This is a genomic window from Deinococcus hopiensis KR-140 (genome assembly GCF_900176165.1).
Lineage (GTDB): Bacteria > Deinococcota > Deinococci > Deinococcales > Deinococcaceae > Deinococcus > Deinococcus hopiensis.
In genome coordinates this window covers 2,252,905-2,273,985 of sequence record NZ_FWWU01000009.1, presented here as the reverse complement: position 1 = coordinate 2,273,985, position 21,081 = coordinate 2,252,905, and the positions used below count along the sequence as shown (strand labels likewise).

The following is a 21,081-nucleotide window of genomic DNA, read 5'->3' as shown; positions in this document are numbered from 1 at the left end:
CTACCGAAACAGCCGGTACGTGATCCCGAACCGGACCTTCGTGCTTTCGGGGTCGTTCTGCACGCCCAAACTGACGCTGGTGCGGCGGTCGAAGTTGTAGGCTGCGCTGAAGCTCGGGCGGACCGACTGGAGGTTCAGTCCCGTCAGGGGCGTGCTGACCTTAAAGGTCACGCGGCCATCGGGGGTGTTGTACGTCGCGTCGATCAGGCCCTGGCCGGTCAGGTCCACCTGGTACTGCAGGTACAGCTCGCGCGTCAGGTAGGACCCCACCGTCAGCGTCGCGCCCAGAGAGCCGTCCCCGGTGGCGAGGTTGGGCGTGAAGCGGAACACGTCCAGGCCCAGCGCGCGGGCCACGTTGCGCTCCAGCTCACCGAGGATAAAGACGTTCAGGGCCGTTTGCAGCGCGCTGGTCCCCAGGGCCGTGAGGTTGGCGGGCAGGGTCTGCAGGTCCGGCACGCCGGTGGCAACGAGGGCGTACAGCTGCGCTTCGGTGTAGCGGTTGCCCGTGTTGGGGTCCGTGCAGGCGTCGCCCACCTCCGTCCCGCAGCCCAGGGTGGTCTTGAGGCTCAGCACGTTCTCGCCCGTTGGTTGCGGCTGAAATACGCCGCGCACGTCCACCGTCACGGGCACGCGCTGCCCAGTGGTGGCCGAGGGCACCGTGCCCGCCGCCACCACCGTGAAGGTGGGCAGAACGCCCTCGCCCGAGAAGGCCACCAGGCCCGTCCGCAGGGCGAACTCGTTCTCGCGCAGGAAGAGGGCCCCGCGCTGGGCGGTCACGTTGCCGCGCAGGCTGGGCTTGGCCCCGGTGCCCGACAGCACCAGGTTGCCGGTGAATTCGGCGCGGGCGAGGGCCTCGTCCACCCGGATGCCGCCAGGGGCCTGGATGGGGACGTCTTCGAACACGACGCGCTGGAGGAAGGGCAGGGCCGGCGTTTGCGCCGTGCCGTCCGTCTGCGGTTTGGGGAACGCCGTGTACTGCATGGGCAGCGGGCTGGCGAAGTCGTCGGTGGTGCGCCCGGCCCCGTTCCCGGCCCCGCCGCCGCTCTGGCCGGGTGCGGGAATGGTGGCAACGGCGTTTGTGCGGCCCAGCGTCAGGCGCAAGAAGTTCAGCCCGCCGCTCACGCGCACCAGGGTGCCGTCGTCCACCGCACGCAGGTCCGCGTTCAGGACGCTCTCGCGGGCGTAGATCGCGGCGAGGGGCAGGTTGTAGCCCCGCGCGGCGAGGGTGAGGTCAAGCCGTGGGACCACCGCGCCCGTGACCGTCAGGGTGCCGGTCCCCGTTCGGCTGCGGGCGTCCAGCAGCCAACGGTTCCCAGACTGGTTGACGGCGACGGTGGAGTTCGGCAGCGCGCCCAGGGCCTGCGGCGCGAGCAGCCCGGTAAAGGCCACGCGGGTGCCCGAGAGTTTGCCCAGGGTCAGCTGCCCGCGCGCCTCCAGGGTGCCGTCGCTGCCCACCGTGCCGCCCGTCAGGATGCGTCCGCCCGCAGTAAAGGCTCCGGTGTCCGGTAGATCGCCCGAGAATGTGGGAACCTGCAGGCTCAGGCCGGCCAGGCTGCCCACGAGGTTCTGCGCCCGCAGCAGGGCGCGGGGGCGCTCGTAGGTGCCTGCCGCCGTCAGCGTCACGCTGCCGCGCAGGCTGGGGGTCAGCTCGGCGAGGCCCGGGATGAGGCGCAGCACGGGCGTGAACGTGGTGTCTGCAAACCGGGCAGTCAGGTCCACGCGCTTGTGCGTGTAGCCGCCGCGAATATCCCAGGTGCCCGCGCCCGCGAGCTGGATGCTCACGTTGCGCAACTCGCGGCCCGCATAGTCCAGGGTGCCTGTGCCCGTCAGCGTCTCGGGAGCGTTCGCGGCGGTGTTGCTCCCCGCGCCGCCGGCCGGGCCGGGCCCGGCCACGCTCGGCGTCGCCGTCACGCGGATGCGCTCGGCCACCACCGTCGCGCTGCCCGCGAGCGGATCGGCAAGCGGCAGGGTGAAGCGCGCCACGCCCGTGACCACCCCCTCGCCCACCGCTGTGCCGGTCACGGCTCCTGCCAGCGCCCCGACGGGCAGCGCCTGCAGGGTGCCGCGCCCGCTGAGGGTGCCTCCCGTCAGCGCCGCGAAGAATTCGGAGTTGCCCAGGAAGCCGCGCAGCCTCCAGTCGCCGCCGACGAGGGTGCCTTCCACCCGCGCGCCGAGCTGCTCCTGCCCGACGCGCAGCCCCGGACTCGTGATCACGACGGTACCACCGCCGTCCCGGATGGTGGCCTCACCGTTCACGAGTCCCGAGACCCCGGGCGCGAGCTTCAGGCGGGCGAGGTCGAAGTCGTCGATGAGGGCGCGCAGGCGGTAGCCCTGCTCGGTGGGGCGCACGGCGGTCATATTGGCCAGCGCGGGCAGCAGGTCCGCCAGGCCGCCCTCACCCGTTAGCTGGGCCTCGCCCATACCGTTTGCCGCCGTCAGGGCCGCGCCGAAGCTCTGGCCCTTCAGGGTGAAGGTGCCCGCCAGGCGTGCCTCTTGCCCACCCGCCTTCAGGGGGTAGTTTGCGGCCGTTACCGTACCGGTCAGGCCCGTCCCACCCGAAGTCACGTTCGCCGTCAACGTGCCGCCTTCCCGCGTCAGCGTTCCGGTGAGGTTCCCGGTCCAGCTCTTCTCGCCCTGGGTGGCATTGAGGGTGACTGTTCCGGCGGGCAGCGCGGCGGTGGCCTGCACACGCGCCTTGCCGCCCGTCAGCGTCACGTCGGCGTTTACGTCGCCGTTCACGGCGAGGTCCAGGTAGGGAACCTCATAACCGGTGGCCACGTCCGTGACCCGCCCTGTGACGCGGCCGTTGCCGCTGCGCGTGTCTACCTCGCCCGTGGCATCGATCCGGCCGGTGACATTGGCGAGGTCCAGACGGGCGAGGTCCAGGCCGGGCAGGCGGACACTGAGGGTGTTCGCGTTCCAGGTGAGGCGCCCGGCAGCCTGGCCGTCGGTCACGTCCAGGTCCGCCGCGCGCAGGGAAGCCGTGCCCGCCGCGCGCCACTCGCCGCGGCGCAGGCTCAGCGTCAGGTTGGGGTCGGCGAGGGGACCGGTGGGCGTGACGCTGAGGCTGAGCTCCGGCCGGGTGACCGCCGCTGTGCCCAACCAGCGCCAGCCGCTCTCGCCCGTTCCTGTCAGGGCCGGACGCAGTTCCAGCACGCCGCCCGCGCTCGCCCCGGGGCCGTCCACCAGCCGCAGTTGCGCGCCGTCCGCATTTGCCACCAGCCGCGCGCCCGCGCCCAGCAGGCCCGCCTCGCCCGTCACGAGCGGGTGGGCGTAGGGGCCCGAGAGCTTCAGATCGGCGGCCTGGGTCAGCACGCCGGACGGTCCGCCCGTCACCCGCGCCGTGCCCCGCCAGCCGGTGAAGGGATCGGCCGCCACGTCGAGCGCCGCCTTTACGCCCTGCGTCCCGACGTTGCCCCGGGCGGTAAGCGCTCCGGCCTGATAGGTCGCCCGCACCGTGCCCTCCACCGCGCCGCTGGCCGTGAGGGTTACGTCGCTCAGGCCGCTGAACTTGGCTTTGCCCGAGGCCTGGACCGTGCTGCCCGCCGCCGTGGTCGTCAGGCCGTTGAGCGTGAGGGTCTGGCCTTCCAGAGACGCCACCACTGCGCCCGACTGGGTCAACGTGGCGCGCAGTTCGCTCGGGCTTCCGGCGAAGGTGCCCGCCGTGTCCGCGAGCGCCACTCCACCCACTTCAGCCTTTCGGGTGCTCAGCGTGCCGCTCAGACGCGGTGCGGTCAGCGTGCCCGAGAGCCCCACGTCCACCGCCGCCTCGCCCGTGCCCTTCGCCAGGGGCAGCGGCGTGAGGCGCAGCGCTCCGGCGAGGGTGGGAATGAAACCCTGGCCGCGCGCCAGCGAGAACTGGCCCCCGCCCAGCGTTCCGGCGTTCAAGGTGTACCCACCTGCGCCGTCGCCGCTCAGCGTCACAGGGTTTGGCACAGAGGGGAGCGTCACGCTGGCCTGACCGCTGAGCCGGGGCCACGCGCCGCGCAGGTCCAGGTCCACCTTGTTGCCTGTCTGCTGCGCCGTGCCGTACACGTGCGCCTGCACCGTGCCCGCATTCAGGTCCAGCCGCTCGGCCTCGGCGTACAGGGTACCGCTGCCGCCCACGCCCTTGAGGGTCAGGCGGGCGTTGGCTCGGGCGTCGCGGACCGGGCCAGAGAGGGTGACGCGCGCGCCAAAGTCCCGCGCGTCCACCGAGGCGTGGCCTGCCACGAGCAGGTTTTCCAGCGCTCCGGTCAGGGTCAGGTCCGTGCCCACGGTGCCTGCTCCAAGCGCGCGGGCGTCCACGTTCTGGGCGGTGATGCGAACGCCAGAGGGCAATGCGCCCACCGCCTTCAGCACCCCGCCGCGCAAGCTGCCCGAGAGCTCCGTCTCCAGCACGTCCGGCTGCCCTGCCCTGCGTAGGAAGGTGGCCTGCCCGTACAGGCTGAAGGGACCCGCTGCCGCCTGCTGTCCGCGCAGGGCGAGGGTCCGCGCCTCCACCCGCTCCAGGCCTCTCGTGAGGGTGCCCGAGGCCTGAACGCGGCCCGCGAAGGTCAGGCTGTCCACCTTCCACGCCGGGGGCAGCAGCCGCGCGGCCCGCACGCTGCTTGCGCGCAGGTGGGCGTCAAAGCGCCCGGCATGCAGCGCCGCGTCGCCAGATACCTGCTGCCCCGCGAGGCGCACAGCCACGTCGCCCGCGCGGTAACTCGCCGTGATGTCGCCGCCCAGGTCCCCGCCGGTGTCGTCCAGTCGGCCCGCGAAGCCGACTTCGGGCTTGCTCCAGCTTGTCCCGGCCAGCGTGGCCCGGCCTGTGGCACGGAGCTGTTCCGCCCGGCCCCACAGCGCCCCCATGTCCAGCGCGGTGAGGTCCAGCGTCCCGCCCGGCTTGAGGGGCAGATCGGCGGGGAAGTTGCCCGTGACCCGCGCCGGCCCGATGCGGCCCACGAGAGCGAGGGGACCCGCACCGCGCAGGGTGGCGTCCAGCGCGCCGCCGGGCACGCTACCGGTGGCCTGCAGCAGCCCAAGCCAGCCCGTCCGGACGTTCCAGCCCGTCACCCCGTCGAGCCGCACCCGCGTTTTGCCCGAGACGAGCGGTGCGTGGAGGGTCAGGCGGCTGTCTTGCAAGCCGCCGAGTGGGCCCGCGTTCAATGTGCCGCGCAGGAAGCCCGCCAGCGCCTCGCCCGTCAGGTTGACCTTCCAGTCGCGCCCCAGCAGGCGGGCCGAGAGCCGGGCCCCCGCCACCTGCAAGCCTCCCGCTGCACCCGTCAGCCTGCCCTGAGCGCGCACGTCAGGCTTGCTCAGAGAACCGAGCGCCTGCACGGTGTAGGTGCCCGGCACGCCTTCGTTCAGGCTGGCCCGCGCGCTGAGGTTCAGGGTGGGGAAGACCGGGCCGCTCGCCCGCGCCTGGCCCAGGGTTCCCGGCAGGGTGGCCGTGGCGTCGCGCAGGCGCAGCACCCCATTCGCATAGCTGGCCGGAGCGCGAAAGGCCACGCCCGCCGCCTCACCGCTCAAGTTCAGGCGCAGGTCACGCAGCGTCCCGCTGAGCGTAGCGCTGAGGTTCCCCACCGTGCCCGCGAGCGGCTGGAGGTCCGGGGCGTTCACGTTGCCGCTCACCCCCCAGTCGCTGCCGACGCGGTTGAGGTTCAGGGACACCCTCGCCCCCGCGTACTGACCGCTCACGTCCGCTGTTCCGTCCGGCCCGGTCAGGGCGCGTCCCACGGCCGTGAGGTCCAGGGCACGGTCCTGGTACGTTCCGGTGGCCCGTAGGGTCAGCGTCTTCGCCGCGTCGCCCGTCAGGGTACCCCGCACGTCGCCCAGGGTCAGTACCGCGTTGGCGCTGGGATAGAGCGGCCCGCGCACCACCACCTCCTGCCCCGCAAGGTTACTCGTGACGTTGGCGCTGAGTTGTCCGCTTGCCAGGGTCACGCGCCCCACCGCGCGTTGTCCAGACGGGGCCGAGAGGTTGACCGCCGCCTGGCCCTGCGCCCGCGCGAAGTCCAGCCCCGGCACGGTCAGGTCCGCTGTAATCCGGCCCGCGGCCTCCACCACAGGGCGCAGCGCCCGCGCGTCCACCACCGCGCCCACCACCGTCAGGTTACGCCCGTCGTACCGGATGGGGATTCGGGTGCCCGGGTGGGTCAGCAGGGCCGAGGCCGTCACGCCCCCGCGCCAGCGCACCTGCCCGGTGAGGCTCAGGGGAGAGTCGAGATAACGGGCCCCCACGGTTTCCAGCGCGGCTCCGTCCGCACCCACCCGGGCACTCAACCGTCCGGCGACCAGCGCCTGATGAACACTGCCCGGCAGCGCGCCCAGGAAGGGGGAGAGCTCCCCCGCCACCGTGCCGCCCAGGGCAGGCAGCAGGTTCACGCGCCCGTCCAGCGGGCCGGAGGGCAGGGCCGCCAGCGCCTTGCCGCCACCCGCCACCCGCAGGGTTCCGCTGTGTTCTCCAAGCGCATAACGCAAGTTTGCCGCGCCGTTCCAGCGTCCCCCCCTGTAGGTCAGGCCGCCCAGGCGCACCTCACCGCGTGTGGGCCGGGCGGTCACGGACAGCGTCTGGGTGGGAAGGCTGGCGCGCAGATCGCCGGAGCCGAAGGTCTGGCCCTTGACCCGCACAGTCCCCTGGAGCCGCTCCAGACTTCCACTCGCACTCGCGGAGAGGTACGGTCCAGTCACGTTGACAAGGAGTTGATCGAGCCGGGTCAGCCCGGTGAGGCGTCCGGTGGCGTCGAGGGTGTGGCCCGCCAGTTCGCCCGTGGCGTGTAGGCGGCCTTCCTGCACGGCAAGACCGAGGGGACCGGCGCGCAACTTGCCGTTCAACTGGCCGTTGATGAGGCTCAGCGTTCCCTGTGCGGGTTGTCCGGCGGCGACGAGGTCAAGTCGTGCCCGTCCACTCGCCCGCTTCAGGTCCAGGCCAGGAAGGGTGAGGTCCGCCGTGACGGTGCCGCTCGCGTCCACGAAGGGCCGCAGGGCGCGTGCGTCCAGCCTTGCTCCACGCAGGGTCAAGTTTTTGCCGTCGTACCGCACGGGCAGGCGCAGGTCCGGGTGCGTCAGTTCGGCTGCGGCCGTGACCCCGCCCTGCCAGTTCACGCGGCCCGTCAGCTTCAGCGGACGCCCCTGATAGAGGGCGCCCCGGTTGCCCAGGACGGCTCCCCCCTCACGCACCTGCGCGGTGAGCTGGCCGGGCACAAGTTCGCCCCGCACGTTCTGCGGCAGGGCGGTGAGGAGGGGCGTCAGGTTGGCCGTCAGCGTGCCGCCCAGCGCGGGCAGCAGGTTCAGGCGGCCTCCCAGTGGACCGGAGGGCAGCGCCGAGAGGGTCTTGCCGCCACCCACCACGCGCAAGACGCCACCGCGTCCGGCCACCGCGTACGGCAGCCGCAGGTCTCCGCTCCAGCGTCCCCCCGCGTAAATCAGATCGTCCACCTGAACCGCGCCCCGTGAGGGGGCTGCCGTCAGGAGAAAGCTCCGCGCTGGAACGCGCGTCAGGGTGGTTCCTGAACCGAAAGTCTGCCCTTTGACGCGCAGGGTCCCGGTCAGGCGGGCGAGGTCCCCCGTGGCCTTGGCGGAGAGGTACGGTCCAGTCACGTTGACAAGGAGTTGATCGAGCCGGGTCAGCCCGGTGAGGCGTCCGGTGGCGTCGAGGGTGTGGCCCGCCAGTTCGCCCCTGGCGTGTAGGCGGCCTTCCTGCACGGCGAGACCGAGGGGACCGGCGCGCAACTTGCCGTTCAACTGGCCGTTGATGAGGCTCAGCGTTCCCTGTGCGGGTTGTCCGGCGGCGACGAGGTCAAGTCGTGCCCGTCCACTCGCCCGCTTCAGGTCCAGGCCAGGAAGGGTGAGGTCCGCCGTGACGGTGCCGCTCGCGTCCACGAAGGGCCGCAGGGCGCGTGCGTCCAGCCTTGCTCCACGCAGGGTCAAGTTTTTGCCGTCGTACCGCACGGGCAGGCGCAGGTCCGGGTGCGTCAGGATGCCCGTTGCCGTTATGCCCCGGGCCCAGTTCGCCCGCGCGTCCAGGGTGAGGGGCTGGCCCAGGTAGCGGGTGCCCCGCGTGGTCAGGGCCGCGCCCTTGGGCGTCAGCGTCGCCACGAGTTGCCCGGGCTCCACCTGGGTCCGAACCTGGGCAGGCAGCAGCGGCAGGGCGGCGGCGAGGTCCGTACTCAGCGTGCCGCCCAGCGCAGGCAGCAGCGTCACGCGCCCGGCCACAGGGCCGAAGGGCACGGCGGCCAGCCCACGGCCTTCGCCCACCAGCCGCACAGTGCCCCGGCGGGCGGCGAGGGCGTAGTTCAGGTTCAGCCCCCCGCTCCAGCGGCCACCCGCGTAGGTCAGGTCGCCCACCCGGGCCCGTCCGCCCGTCAGCGAGGCGCTCAGGGGGAAGGTCTGCGCCGGAACGGTCACGCGGCCCTGACCCGAGCCGAGGTTCTGAGGCCGCAGCCGCACGGTGCCGCGCAGGTTCGCCACGCCGCCCGCCGCCTGCGCGGTGAGGTACGGCCCGGCCACGTTGACCCGCAGGTCCTCCAGCGTCGCCGGCAGTTTCAGGCGTCCGGTGGCCGTGACCGTATGGTCCGCGAAGGTGCCCGACGTGCGGACCTGGCCGTTCGTGGCGGTCAGCCGCAGCGGCCCGGCGGTCAGGTTGCCGTTCAGCTGCCCGCCGCGCGCCGTGAGGTCCCCCTGGACCCGCTGCCCGGCCAGCGTCAATCCGCGCGCCTTCACGGCGAGGTCGGAAAAGCCGCGCAGGGTTACGCGGGCGCTGCCTCCCGCGCCGTCAAACACGTTGACCGTACCGCGCGGCGACAGGCCGCTGCCCTGAACCCGTCCGTCCACGAACAGTCCGGCGACGGGCCCGCGCACATTCAGGTCGTAGCGTCCGGCGGGGAGCGCTGCCCGGCCTGTCGCCCGCAGGCCCTCGGCGTCGGTGAGGAGCACGTTCAGGTCCTGCCACGGGCCGCGCAGCGCCACCGTGTACTGATCCAGGGCGCCCCGGGCATTGACCGTTCCCCTGAAGCCAGGTCCCCACGTCGCCTGGCCCTGCACCCGCCCGGCCTGCCCAAAGGCGGTCAGCGCCTGCGCGCCCGACACGCTGGCCAGCTCCGTGCCCGCGTCGTAGCGCACCTTCAGGTCACCCCAGGTGCCGCTCGCCGTCAGCTGGGGCGTGAGGGTGGCGGCCAGGTCCACCGCCTGTCCCGGCACCGTGACGCCCGAAAAGGCGAGGTCCCCGGTCTGCCCGGTCAGGCGGGCCCGCAGGTTGCCGTACCCCCCGCTCAGCGCCGCGTTCAGCGTCTGTCCCTGCCAGGAGGCGCGGCCCCGGGCCTGCACATTGGGATACACCCGTCCGGCGAGGACCGCCCGCGCTCCGGCGTAGGTGCCCGTCAGGTCTGCGCCAATCTGGCCTGCCGCCCGCGTCAGGGTCCCGCGCACGGCCGCGCCTGCCGCGCGGGCATTCACGCGCGCCGTGCCGCCCAGTCCGGCGAGGTTGAGGTCTACCGTCCCGCCCAGGTCCTGTACGCCGAGCAGGGGCTGCAGGGCGGCCAGGTCGACGCGCCCCGTGGCGTCCCAGTCCTGGCCCTTCAGGACACCCCGGGCCGTCTGCCCACGGGTGGTCAGGGTGAAGCGCAGGCCGTCTTCCACGCGCAGTACGCCCCGGATGTCCGCGCCCTGCACGCGCGCTGTGGTGCGCAAGCCGGGCGCGAGGGCCGTGTCAGCCAGCACCGTCACGCCGTTGGCCGCGCCGCGCAACCGCAGCGCGTCGCCCACGCCGGTGGCCCTCACGTCAAAGCCGCTCCCCCGCGCCGTCAGCGTGCCAGTGGCCTTGAGGCGGTTGTTCACCGTCATGTCGCCGCTGACGCGTACGCCGCCCGCCACCGCCAGATTTCGGGCGGTCACGCTAAAGTTCTCGCCCCGCCAGGTCAGGCGCTGATCTCCGGGCGCGAAGGTGCCCTGCTGCCGCAGGTAATTCAGGGTCAGCGGCCCGGTAAGGGATTCGGGCAGGCCCGGCACCCGCGCCGTCACCGTACCGCGCACGTCGCCGCCCGTCAGGTCCAGCTGGCCCTGCCCGCCCAGCGTTACGCCCGCGCCCGTCAGGCTCCGCACTGCCCAGTCGCCCCGGAAGTTGCGGTCCAGGTCCAGCACCACGTTGCCCAGGTCTGCCTTCAGCCCCTCCTTGTTCAGCTGCGCGTTTCCGGCGAGGGCGAAGGGCCCAGCGCTGCCATTCGTGATCGTGGCCCGCAGGTCACTGGGTTTGCCGCTCAGGGCCACCCGTGCCTTCGCGGCCCCGAAGGTGGGGTTGAGGGTGGCGGCGAGGCGCTGGTCCTTGAGGTTGAAGGTCCCTGCCAGCGGTCCGCCCAGGCCCTGACCCCGCAGGGTCAGGCGATTCTCCGCGTCAATATTCGCCCGCACATCCAGCGGCTTCTGGGCGAAGGTGCCCTCCCAGCGGGCCAGTCCCCCACGCCCCAGGGCCCAGCGGCCACTCAGCTTCTGGTTGCCCGACAGGGCCGTCCGTGCGCTGAAGGCGAGGTCATTCGTCTGCCCGGCGCCGCTGGCCTGGGCGTCGCGGCTGAGGAAGGTGTATTCGGCCTTCAGGTCTTCGAAGGGCACGCCCGCGAGTTTGCCCGTCCCCTTGCCGTAGGCCTTGGCGCGCACCGTGCTCCAGCCACCCGCCGTGACGCGCAGCTTCAGCTGGCCGCTGCCCGCCGTCCCCAGCGCCTTCGCCAGGCCCGCCATACCGGGGGCCGCGTCCGCCGTCACCGTCCAGTTCTTCGCCTTCAGGTCCACGCCTCCGCGCGTGGTGACCGGGCCGTTCCAGCCCTGGCCGCGGAGCGCCAGCGCGATCTTGTCGCCCCGGTGGGTGGCGGTACCCGAGACGTCCTGCACCATCACGAATTTGGCCTGTGGCACGCGCAGTGCGCCGCCCGTAATCTTCAGGTCGCCACGGATGGGCTGGCCGCCGCCCAGGTCATAGTGCCCCGTGATACGCCCGCCCGTCACGCCAGGCCAGTAGTGGTTCAGCACCCGCGCGTCGGCATTGAGGTTCAGGCCGAAGGCGTTGCCTGCCGGGGTCTGCCGCACGGTCACGTCGGCGTTCAGGTCCCCGTTCCCCGTGTGGCCCCGCACGGCCAGCGCTCCATCCTTGCCCGGCTTCACCTGAAACTGTCCGTCGGGAATGTTGGCTCCGGAGCCGTCCACCTTTACCCGCGTGTTGCCCACATCCAGCCCGTCCAGCACCACTTTCCAGCCGGGGCCGACGGGTTTCGCTGGACCTTTCTTTCCCGCCAGGAGGTCTTTCAAGCGCAGGTTGATGTCCGCGTCCTTCACGCTGGCCCGCAGCCGGACCACCTTGTTTTTGAGGTCCACGCCGGTGATCTGCACCTCCGCCTGCCCGGCTCTGGCCTCCAGACCGGGAAGCTGCACCTGCGCGCCCCGTAGGCTGGGGGCCCACAGGGGGCCGCCCACGCCCTGTGCCGTCACCTGCGTGCCCCCGCTGCTGACCTGCCGCAGCGCCCACTTGCCCAGCAGCGTCGGGGCAAGCCACGTCGCCAGCCCCAGCAAAACGGCCAGCACCAGCAGCACCCAGGGCCAGCGGCGACGGTGTGGGCGGGGAGGGAGAGAAGAGGGGGGGGTGAGCGGCAGATCGGTCATTCCGTCACCGAGAAGGCAAGGACGCGCACAGCGGCGAAAAGCACGTATGGGAGGGGCCGGGCGGGCATCTTCCTCCACTTTACCCTGAGCCGCATGAACGCGCCGAAGCAAACGCTCACCTGTTCATCAGAAATGGAGGGCGCGAGGCAGGCAGCCGTTACCATGCGCCCATGCGTCTGACCGCTCTCGTTGTCGGTAAAGTTCAGGGCGTGGGCTACCGCCGTTACGTGCAGCGCCACGCCCGGGACCTCAACCTCAGCGGCACCGCCGAGAACCTCCTGGACGGCCGGGTGGAGGTGGTGGCCGAGGGGCCTCAGAAAGACCTGGACCGCCTGCTGCACTGGCTGAAGCGCGGCCCACCCCACGCCCGGGTCGAGGAGGTGCAGACCCAGTACAGCGAGGCGACGGGCCTGCGGGACTTTCACGTGTATTGAGAGGCCCACGGCGCAGCGGGCGGAGCGCAAAGGGCAAAGAAACGTCCTGATAAGCTTCCGGTTCATCCGTGATGCAGTCACGGACCAACCCGAGCGGCGTGCAAGCACCGGAGCGGAGGGGACGGACCGGAGGATCCGGGAACCATACGGGGCGGCATTCCCCAACCTCGCGGTCTTCCGGAAAGTTCGGCCCCGCCGGTTTCTGCGGCGTCTTCAGCGGGAGGACGCCCTCTGGATACCGCTGATGATCCTGCTCACGCCGCTTCTGACCCTGGCCGTCATGCCGGTGCTGCTGCGCTGACCCGGAGCCTCAGCGCGCGTCGCTGTGCGGCTGGTCTGGTTCAGGGTCTTCCTGCGCTCCCGCCGTGGCCGGGTTGACCAGCGCGCCTTCGCGGATGCGGTAGTAGCGGCTCAGCGACTGGCCCAGGCCCTCCAGGCCGGGAAAGAGCGTGCGCTCGGTGATGTTGGACTGATCGAGCTTGTCGCGGATTTCCCACTTCAGGGCGGCGGGCAGGATCACCCGGCGGTAGCGCTCGGGATGGTCCGCCAGCCAGTCGTCCAGCGCCGTGTCGGGGTTGGAGAGCAGTGAGAACAGCGCCGCTTGCTGCACGATCCGCTCGTCGATGGAAGGCGGCTCCAGAAACAGCAAGAAGGGCTGCTCGGCTTCCCGCTCCAGGTTCTCCAGCCAGTCCAGATCGAATGTGGAGCGCGGCACGCCTTCCTCACGCTGCCACTGCCGGGAGTACGCGGCGAGCATGTCCACGGTAAAGAGGTCTGCGCCCTCGGCCCGCAGCACGTCTTGTAACGGCTGGGGCAGGCTGTCGTTGGTTTGCACGAAGTTCACCATCCAGATCACGCCGTCCACGTCGTATTGCCGCTCGGAGGCCGTGGCGAAGTGCATCGCCACCAGGGGCGAGGAGGTCCAGTCGAGCAGCCGCGTCGGCAGGCCGTGGTGCTGCCCCACCGCCAGCCAGTACCACGACAGGTCCCGGTCCACGCCGCTCTTGTAGGCATACTTGCGAAAGTTGCGCAGGAGGTGCCGCTCTACCTCCCGGATTTCACCCCCCAGCCGCTGCAACGTGGTCGTCAGCTTGGCGTCCGCCCGCGCCTGCCCCCGGAACACGAACGGCGAGCGAAAGCGTCCCAGTTGCGCGTTCCACGACTCGCCGTACAGCACCTCGTGCAGTTCGGGCCACGACGACACCCGGATCTCGTTCTCGCCCTCCGCTGCTCCACCCTCCGCCGTCATGCGCTCACGATACGGAGGCGGGGTCCCGGAAGGGTGAAGGGTGAAGGGACGCTGATGGGGGAGGGCGTGGTGCCCGGCTTAAGGTGCCCCCATGAGCGTCAAGGACAACTTCACCCCCGACGAGTGGTTCAAGGTCATGACTGGTCCAGGCCGTGCGGGCGCGGCGGTGGTGGCCGCCAGCCCCAGCGGCGTGACTGGGCTCGTGGCCGAGGCCCAGGCCATCGCCACCGCTCTCCGCGAGCAGGTCAGCGCCTCAGGCCGAACGCCCCTGCTTGAGGCCATGGCCGCCGATCTGATGGGCACACCCCCCGATCCCAAAACCCTGCCCCGAGAGGAGCGGACGCGCAGCATGGATGAGGCCCGGGACCGCAGCGTGGAGGGCGTGCGTCAGGCCGTGTGGCTGGTGAGCAGCAAGGCCAGCGCTGAGGACGCGGCTGCCTACCGCCGCCTGCTGCTGACCGTGGCGCAGCGCACCGCCGAGGCCGCCAAAGAGGGTGGTTTCCTGGGCTTCGGCGGCGAGCAGGTCAACGACAAGGAACGCGCGGTGCTGGAGGAACTGCGCCGCGTGATCGGGGTGGCGGGAGAGACGGCTCCGGTGACCGACCCGGCCCTGCTTCATCCGGGGCCAGACGGCTCGGGGAACAGCAACTGACCGATTTGCCGGAGGATAAGGGCGTGAGCGACACGCCTTCCATCCGCCTCGTCAACGTGCCCGCCCTTGGCAAAGCTGCCGGTTATTCCCACCTCGCCGAGGTCCGGGGAGGCCGCACCATTTACCTCTCCGGGCAGATCGCGGTGGACCCCGCCGGGCAGGTGGTGGGCGAGGGCGACTTCACCGCACAGGCCCGGCAGGTCTTCCGCAACATCGGGGCGGCGCTCTCGGAAGTGGGCCTGACCTTCGGTGCTGTGGTCAAGCTCACCCTTTTCCTGACCGATATGACGCACCTGCCCCAGCTGCGCGCGGTGCGCGACGAGTTTGTCGATGTGGCCGCGCCGCCTGCAAGCAGCGCGGTGCAGGTGGCGCGGCTGGTGCGGCCGGAACTGCTGGTGGAGGTGGAGGCGATCGCCGTGGGGCCGTAGTCCCGCGCCCCACCCTGTATGCTGGCCTGCGGCGGGGGCGACTGGCGCTGAACGTGGAGCGGACCACGGGGAAGCCCCCAGCACATCCCGGATCGCGCGCCTGGGTCGGAGCACCATGCCAGAAGAGGCAGGGGCGCGTCCGCATTTGCAGGAGGCACAGACATGACAAAACGGGCACTGATCTCGGTCAGCGACAAGGCGGGCATCGGGGACTTCGCGCGGGCGCTCGTGGGCGCGGGCTGGGAAGTTCTGAGCACGGGCGGCACCCTTGCCACCCTGCGCGCGGCGGGCATCGCGGCCACGGCGGTCAGCGACGTGACCGGCTTTCCCGAGATTCTGGATGGGCGCGTCAAGACGCTGCACCCCGCCATCCACGGCGGCATCCTCGCCCGGCGCGACGAGGGACACCTCGCCGAACTCGCGGCGCACAGCCTGGGTACCATTGACCTCGTGTGCGTCAACCTCTACCCCTTCCGGGAGACGGTGGCGCGCGGCGCGGACTTTGCCGAAGTCATCGAGAACATCGACATCGGCGGCCCGGCCATGATCCGCGCCGCGGCGAAGAACCACGCGGGCGTGCTCGTGCTCGTGGACCCCGCTGACTATCCGCTGGCCCTCCAACCCGAGGTGTCACAGGCGGACCGCCGCCGCCTCGCCGCAAAGGCCTACCGCCACACCAGCGAGTACGACGCGGCGATCACCACCCATCTGGAGGGCGTGCGGGAAACGGGGGAAGGGCTGCCCGAACACCTCACCCTGAACCTCTCGCGTGTGGCTTCTGTTCGCTACGGTGAAAACCCCCACCAGCCCGGCGCGGTGTACCGTCTCGGTTCAGAGCGCGGACCGGTGCTGGACGCCCGCGTGGTGGCGGGAAAGCCCATGAGCTTCAACAACTACGCCGACGCGGACGCCGCCTGGGCGCTCGCCTCAGAACTGGCCATGCAGGAAGACCAGCCCTCAGGCACGCGTGCCGTCTGCGTGGCCGTCAAGCATGCCAACCCCTGCGGTGTGGCGGTGGCGGACAACGTGCAGGCCGCCTGGGAACAGGCCCGGGACGCCGACACCCTCAGCGTCTTCGGTGGCGTGGTGGCGGTCAGCCGCACTGTGGACCTCGCGGCGGCCCAGAGCATGCGCGGGACCTTCCTCGAAGTCCTGATCGCGCCTGACGTAACCCCCGAAGCGGTGGAGTGGTTTGCGGCGAAGAAGCCGGACCTACGGGTGCTGGCGGCTGCGCCGGACGCCAACACCGGCACCCTGGACGTGCGCCCGCTGTCGGGCGGTTTTGCCGTGCAGCGCCGCGACGCGCGCCCCTGGGAGGACCTGTGCCCAGAAGTCGTCACCCAGCGCCAGCCCACCGAGCAGGAGTGGCTGGACCTGCGCTTCGCCTGGGCGGTGGTCAAGCATGCCCGCAGCAACGCGGTGGTTCTGGCAAGGAACGGCGTGACTGTGGGCCTGGGAGCCGGGGCCGTGAGCCGCATCTGGGCCGCCGAGCGTGCGGTGGGCAATGCGGGCGAACGGGCACGCGGCGCGGTGCTGACCTCCGAGGCGTTTTTCCCCTTTGATGACGTGGTGCGCCTCGCGGCGAGCGCAGGCGTGACGGCCGTCCTCCAACCCGGCGGCGCCAAGCGTGATCCCGAGGTGATCGCCGCCGCCAACGAACTCGGCGTGAGCATGGTATTCACGGGCTCACGGCACTTCCGGCACTAGGAGCCGGTGGCCGCTGGTTTGAAAGGCCGAAAGCCAACGGCCACCGGCTTTTCCTTGGAGAACCTATGGCAGACCAACAACCTCAATCCTTGCCCGGCAAGCCCCTCGCCGACGGGGTGACGCGCGGCGTGCGGGAGGCACTCACGGGGTGGAGCGCTCTGGAGCCACGCTTTGAGCCGCATCTCGTCAGCGTGCTGGCCTCCCATGACCCGGCCTCGCGCGTGTATGTGGAGAGCAAGGCGCGGCGGGCGCGGCGGCTGGGAGTGCGCTTCACCGTGCGGGACCTGGGCACCGGGACGACGCAAGACGAGCTCCACGCCGAGTTGCAGCGTCTCTCGGCCGACGAGGATGTTCACGGCATCGTGCTGGAATTGCCACTCGCCGCCGGGCTTGACGCCGACGCCGCGCTGCTGCACATTGCGCCGAGGAAGGACGTGGAGGGCCTCACGCCCGCCAACCTCGCCCTCATCGCAGCGGGCCGGGAACCCGAGGCCCTGCTGCCGCCCACGCCGCGCAGCGTGCGCTTTCTGCTCCGGGAGGCGTTGGGCGACGACTTGCGCGGTCTGCGGGCCGCCATCATCGGTCCCGGGCGCACGGTGGGCCGTCCCCTCGCCTTCATGCTGAACAACCGGGGCGTGACGGTTACGCTGTGCAACGAGCACACCCGGGACCTCGCGGTGGTGCTGGCCGGGCAGGACGCGGTGGTCGTGGCGGTGGGCCGCGCCGGGTTGCTGCGGCCGGAGCATGTCCAGGCCCATCACGTGATCATTGACGCGGGCATCAACGTCCAGGCCACTGAGGAGGGCGGCGTGGTCGGCGACGCGGTGCCGGACCTCCCGGTGCGGGCGCAGACCCCCGTGCCCGGAGGCGTCGGTCCCCTGACCAGCGCCCTGATGTATCAGAACCTCGTGCGGGCGGTGCGGCTCCAGCGCGGCGAGCCGGTGGAATAGGTCCGGTGGGGCAAAAGACGAGGGCAGAGAGCCGGGGTGATCCCACTTTCTGCCCTCTGCGCTGCGCTCCGCTCAGTCTCCCGAACTCGCCACTGTCCGCGAGCGTTGCGGCGCGGCCCGCAGGTGGGGGTCGGGTTGTATCGAGGAAACCTCGGGGGGCGAGAGTTCCTGGCCTCCCGGCTCGTCGTGGCGTACGCTCTTGTACCAGCCCTGGCGTCCAGTGAAGTGGTTGCGGTAGGCCAGGAACGTGCTGCTCAGGAGTGCCGCCGTGTACACCGGCAGGCTAAGCAGGGTGTAGGGCACCGTCCACCACGAGAGCCCGCGCTCGGCGCGGTATCGCAGCGCCCAGTTGAGCTGCAGCGCGAGGGGCAGCACGGTGAAGACGGTGCCCAGCCAGGTGGGCCATGCCAGGCCCTGCTCCCCCAGCACCCGCCGCACGGGCTGGCTGAGGACCGACAGGATCAGCAGCATGTTCAGCCACGGCGCGAGGATGAAGTAGCTGAACTCCACCCGGGTGACAGGATGAGCCGGCGAACGCCACAACCGGGGCAGGTAGGGCAGACACTGCATCGCGCCCTGCGTCCAGCGGGCCCGCTGGCGAATCAGCGGCCCGGAGGCCACCATGCCCTGCTGCGTGACCTTGGCGGTCAGCAGGGCAATTTTCCAGCGGGGGTCATGCAGGCGAACTTCCAGGGCGCTGGCGAAGTCTTCGAGCAGCACGTCCGGCCAGGGGTCCACGCCCCGCGCGAGCTGCGCGGCCACGTAGCTCGCGCGCATGCACTGGCCGTTGCCCGTCAGGGCCACCGTGTGTCCAAGCGCGCGCAACCGCTGAATCCGGCCGACGATAAACGTCTCCAGGTCCTGCTGAAACAGGAGCATCCGGCTCCAGACCCCCGCCCAGCCACCCGGCGCGCCCGTCTGCCGAAAGCGCATCCAGCCCTGGGCCGCCATCACGTCGGGGTCTGCAAAAGCGCCCCGTACCTGCGGCGCGAAGTCGGGGCCAATCTGCCCGTCGGCGTCCAGCACCACCAGGACTTCCTGCGTCAGGTCCCGCCCAGCCAGGGGCCCGGCAGTCAGCAGGTGTTCGACCGCCCACTTCATCGCCCGGCTTTTGTTCTGCCGGGCTCCTGGCAGGTGCCGGCGCAGCAGCAGCACCTGCGGGTCACGGGCGGCAAGCTCCGCCACGATCTCGGCGGTACCGTCGTCGCTGGCGTCGTCGATCACCACCAGCCGGGCGCCGGGAACGGTGCGGCGCAGGTTGTCCAGCGTGGGGCCAATCACGCCCGCCTCGTTGAGCGCTGGAATCAGGAAGGTGAGGCGAGCGCCCTCCCCCGCGACGGGCGGTTTGGGACGCCGCTGTAGGGCACTCAGCACCTGCTGCGTGGCGTATAGGACGAAGAGGAGAAGGCTGATCAGGTCCAGAACGGAAAAAAGCGTCTTCACAGGGTTACCTCGGCCGGGTCCGGGGCGGACCGACTCAAATGGTCCCACTATGCCCGTTCGGACGGCCGAGCACCACCGCCTGACTGTTCCGTGCTGTTCCCGCCCGCGTTCTGGGGGCAGCGCGGCGGGCAAGAACGCCTCCGACTCCGGGGCGCGGTACGGTTGGGCGCGGTGCCCCGGCCGGCTCTGCCCCTCCGGCTCAGCCTGTCAGAAACTCCGCCGCCCAGGCGGGCAGCGGACCCGGGTCCATCAGAAAGGCGTCGTGCCCGTGCGGGCTTTGCAGCTCCAGATACCGGCTGTTCGGCAGCAGGGCGGCGTGCCCGCACACCTCCCCTGGTGGGTACAGCACGTCGCTGGAGATGCCCACCGCCAGGACCGGCACGCGGACGGTCTGCAGTTCGGCGTCGCTCGGCTGAAAGCGGTCCATCGCGCCCGTCAGGGCGAGGTAGCTGCGCTCGCAGAAGCGGTTTGCCAGCTTCTCGCCCTGGTGTTCGAGGTAGGTGGTGATGGCAGGGGCGCCGGGCCGACGGTGGCTCGTCCCCGCCTGCGTCAGCGCGAAGCTCTCAGGCGAGCGGTAACTCAGCATGGCGATCTGCCGCGCCACCTTCAGGCCCTCGCCACCGGGAGCCGCCTGGATGGCATTCCGGGCGGCCGTGTTCAGCCCAATCGCCCAGGGCGAGTGGCGCGCGGGGGCCCCGACGATCAGCGCCCGGTCCACCAGATCGGGGCATTCCAGCAGCCAGGCGTAGGCCAACATGCCACCCATGCTCGCCCCCACCACCGAGACGCGCCGCACGCCCAGGTGTTCCAGCAGCGCCCGCCCCACCCGCGCCATATCACGCAGGGTGAGGGGCGCGTCCCCGCTGCCGATCTGGGGCAGTTCCGCCGGACCCGTGGTGCCCGCACAGCCGCCCAGTACATTGGCGCACACGATGTAGTCCCGGGTGGGGTCCAGGGGACGGCCCTCGCCCAGAAAGTCCGGCCACCACTCATGCACGGCGCTCGTGCCCGTCAGCGCGTGCAGCACGAGCACCGCGTGTTCCGAGGGCGTGCCGTAGGTGTGGTAGGCCACCCGCACGTCATTGACGGGCTGTCCGCAGTCCAGCAGCAGCGGTGCCTGCCGGAACAGCAGCGCCGTCTGCTGCCGAAAACATCGCTCGGGCGGGGGGGGAGGCGAAAGGTCAGGGGAGAGCGTCACAGCCGTCATACGCTCTCGGCGTCCACCAGCGCCGTGGCGAGCGCCTGCGCGAAGTCCTCGCGGATGTCGTCGATATGCTCGATGCCCACCGAGACGCGGACCAGGCCGGGCGTGACCCCCGCTGCAGCCTGCGTCACCTCGTCAAGCTGTGAGTGTGTGGTACTGGCCGGGTGAATCACCAGCGTGCGCGTGTCGCCCACATTGGCGACGTGCTGGGCGAGCTGGGTGGAGCGGATAAACGCCTCGCCCGCCGCGCGCCCCCCGCGCAGCTCGAAGGTCAGGACGGCCCCCGCGCCGCGCGGCAGGTAGGTCTGCGCCCGGTCATAGTGCGGGTGGTTGCTCAAGCCGGGGTAGGTCACGCGCGCCACGTCGGGGTGGGTGCCCAGCCAGGAGGCCAGCGCCAGCGCGTTCTGCGCGTGGCGCTCGGCGCGGAGGCTCAGCGTTTCCAGCCCCTGAATGAACTGCCACGCCTGCTGCGGCGCGAGCGTCGCGCCCAGATCCCGCAGGCCCTCGGTCCGGGCGCGCAGGATAAAGGCCAGGTTGGGCAGACCCAGCCCATTGCCCTCGCCGAAGGTCTCCCAGAAGTTCAGGCCGTGGTAGCTGGGGCTGGGCTCGGTGAACAGGGGGTAGCGCCCGTTGCCCCAGTTGAAATTGCCGCCGTCCACGATCACGCCGCCGATGCCGTTGCCGTGCCCGCCGATCCACTTGCTCGCCGAGTGCAGCACCACGTTCGCGCCGTGCTTCAGCGGCTGGCAGTAGTACCCTCCGGCTCCAAACGTGTTGTCCACGAACACGGCCACGCCCTTCGCGTGCGCGGCGGCGGCGATGGCCTCGAAGTCGGGCACATTGAGCGCCGGGTTGCCGATGGTCTCCAGGTACACTGCCCGCGTGCGGTCGTCGATCAGGGACGCGAACTCCTCGGGGCGCTCGTCCTTGCCCGTAAAGCGCACCTCTATCCCGAGCCGCGCCAGCGTGACCCGGAACTGGTTGACGGTGCCGCCGTACAGGTTGGGTGTGGAGACGATGTTGTCCCCGGCCTGCGCCACGTTGGTGATCGCCAGGAACTGCGCCGCGTGCCCGCTCGCCACGGCCAGGGCTCCCACGCCGCCTTCCAGCGCCGCCACGCGCTCCTCGAACACGGCGTTGGTGGGGTTCATGATGCGGCTGTAGATGTTGCCGAAAGCCCGCAGGCCAAACAGGTTCGCCGCATGTTCGGGCGACTCGAACACGTAGGAGTTGGTGGCGTAGATGGGCACGGCCTGCGCGCCGGTGGTGGGATCGGGCTTCTGACCGGCGTGGACCTGCAGGGTTTCAAAACGGAGGTGCTTGGGGGTGGACATGGGGACTCCTCACAGAGAAAAAAGCTCGGGGGGGTGAGGGGCCAGCCAAAAAGGCGTGCCCCCTCTCGGACAT

The 21,081-nt window shown here is 71.2% G+C and carries 10 protein-coding genes and 1 riboswitch; of the genes, 5 read left to right on the top strand and 5 right to left on the bottom strand.

Going from position 1 to position 21,081, the window contains the following annotated elements; translation table 11 throughout:
- Complete coding sequence (locus tag B9A95_RS24415; RefSeq protein ID WP_084049643.1) at window positions 1-11,607, bottom strand: translocation/assembly module TamB domain-containing protein; 11,607 nt, start codon at window positions 11,605-11,607, stop codon at window positions 1-3.
- Window positions 11,608-11,777: 170 nt separating this feature from the next.
- Between B9A95_RS24415 and B9A95_RS24410 the strand changes: the two genes are divergently transcribed.
- Complete coding sequence (locus B9A95_RS24410) at window positions 11,778-12,041, top strand: acylphosphatase (protein ID WP_084049642.1); 264 nt, start codon at window positions 11,778-11,780, stop codon at window positions 12,039-12,041.
- Window positions 12,042-12,351: 310 nt separating this feature from the next.
- Here B9A95_RS24410 and B9A95_RS24405 read toward each other — a convergent pair whose 3' ends face one another.
- Window positions 12,352-13,290: an FRG domain-containing protein gene (locus B9A95_RS24405; protein WP_084049641.1), complete on the bottom strand. Its 939-nt coding sequence runs from the start codon at window positions 13,288-13,290 to the stop codon at window positions 12,352-12,354.
- A gap of 91 nt (window positions 13,291-13,381) precedes the next feature.
- On the opposite strand from B9A95_RS24405, the gene B9A95_RS24400 reads away from it, so the two are divergent.
- From B9A95_RS24400 to B9A95_RS24385, 4 genes are all read left to right on the top strand, one after another.
- Window positions 13,382-13,942: a hypothetical protein gene (locus B9A95_RS24400; RefSeq protein ID WP_084049640.1), complete on the top strand. Its 561-nt coding sequence runs from the start codon at window positions 13,382-13,384 to the stop codon at window positions 13,940-13,942.
- A gap of 23 nt (window positions 13,943-13,965) precedes the next feature.
- Complete coding sequence (locus B9A95_RS24395; RefSeq protein WP_084049639.1) at window positions 13,966-14,370, top strand: RidA family protein; 405 nt, start codon at window positions 13,966-13,968, stop codon at window positions 14,368-14,370.
- Window positions 14,371-14,397: 27 nt separating this feature from the next.
- Window positions 14,398-14,483, top strand: a riboswitch (ZMP/ZTP riboswitch).
- Between the two features lie 49 nt (window positions 14,484-14,532).
- Entirely contained in the window at window positions 14,533-16,077 is a 1,545-nt protein-coding gene (gene purH, locus B9A95_RS24390) for a bifunctional phosphoribosylaminoimidazolecarboxamide formyltransferase/IMP cyclohydrolase (protein ID WP_084049638.1), read from the top strand.
- 65 nt (window positions 16,078-16,142) lie between these two features.
- Window positions 16,143-17,027 carry a bifunctional 5,10-methylenetetrahydrofolate dehydrogenase/5,10-methenyltetrahydrofolate cyclohydrolase gene (locus B9A95_RS24385; protein ID WP_084049637.1) on the top strand — a complete coding sequence of 295 codons (885 nt, stop codon included), beginning with the start codon at window positions 16,143-16,145 and terminating at the stop codon, window positions 17,025-17,027.
- 72 nt (window positions 17,028-17,099) lie between these two features.
- Here B9A95_RS24385 and B9A95_RS24380 read toward each other — a convergent pair whose 3' ends face one another.
- The 3 genes from B9A95_RS24380 to B9A95_RS24370 all read right to left on the bottom strand — a co-directional run bounded on the left by B9A95_RS24380 (window position 17,100) and on the right by B9A95_RS24370 (window position 21,008).
- On the bottom strand, window positions 17,100-18,470 hold the full coding sequence (locus B9A95_RS24380) for a glycosyltransferase family 2 protein (RefSeq protein ID WP_084049636.1): 1,371 nt from the start codon (window positions 18,468-18,470) through the stop codon (window positions 17,100-17,102).
- A gap of 199 nt (window positions 18,471-18,669) precedes the next feature.
- Window positions 18,670-19,677: a homoserine O-acetyltransferase family protein gene (locus B9A95_RS24375; RefSeq protein WP_084049635.1), complete on the bottom strand. Its 1,008-nt coding sequence runs from the start codon at window positions 19,675-19,677 to the stop codon at window positions 18,670-18,672.
- The gene (locus B9A95_RS24370; RefSeq protein WP_084049634.1) at window positions 19,674-21,008 is read right to left on the bottom strand and encodes an O-acetylhomoserine aminocarboxypropyltransferase/cysteine synthase family protein; all 1,335 of its coding nucleotides are present in this window, start codon (window positions 21,006-21,008) and stop codon (window positions 19,674-19,676) included. The genes B9A95_RS24375 and B9A95_RS24370 overlap by 4 nt, the downstream gene beginning before the upstream one ends.
- Window positions 21,009-21,081: the final 73 nt, after the last annotated feature.

Bases quoted from the DNA above. Each gene is read 5' to 3' on its own strand.
- B9A95_RS24415 (WP_084049643.1), bottom strand. From the start codon at position 11,607: ATGACCGATCTGCCGCTCACCCCCCCCTCTTCTCTCCCTCCCCGCCCA.
- B9A95_RS24410 (WP_084049642.1), top strand. From the start codon at position 11,778: ATGCGTCTGACCGCTCTCGTTGTCGGTAAAGTTCAGGGCGTGGGCTAC.
- B9A95_RS24405 (WP_084049641.1), bottom strand. From the start codon at position 13,290: ATGACGGCGGAGGGTGGAGCAGCGGAGGGCGAGAACGAGATCCGGGTG.
- B9A95_RS24400 (WP_084049640.1), top strand. From the start codon at position 13,382: ATGAGCGTCAAGGACAACTTCACCCCCGACGAGTGGTTCAAGGTCATG.
- purH (WP_084049638.1), top strand. From the start codon at position 14,533: ATGACAAAACGGGCACTGATCTCGGTCAGCGACAAGGCGGGCATCGGG.
- B9A95_RS24385 (WP_084049637.1), top strand. From the start codon at position 16,143: ATGGCAGACCAACAACCTCAATCCTTGCCCGGCAAGCCCCTCGCCGAC.
- B9A95_RS24375 (WP_084049635.1), bottom strand. From the start codon at position 19,677: ATGACGGCTGTGACGCTCTCCCCTGACCTTTCGCCTCCCCCCCCGCCC.
- B9A95_RS24370 (WP_084049634.1), bottom strand. From the start codon at position 21,008: ATGTCCACCCCCAAGCACCTCCGTTTTGAAACCCTGCAGGTCCACGCC.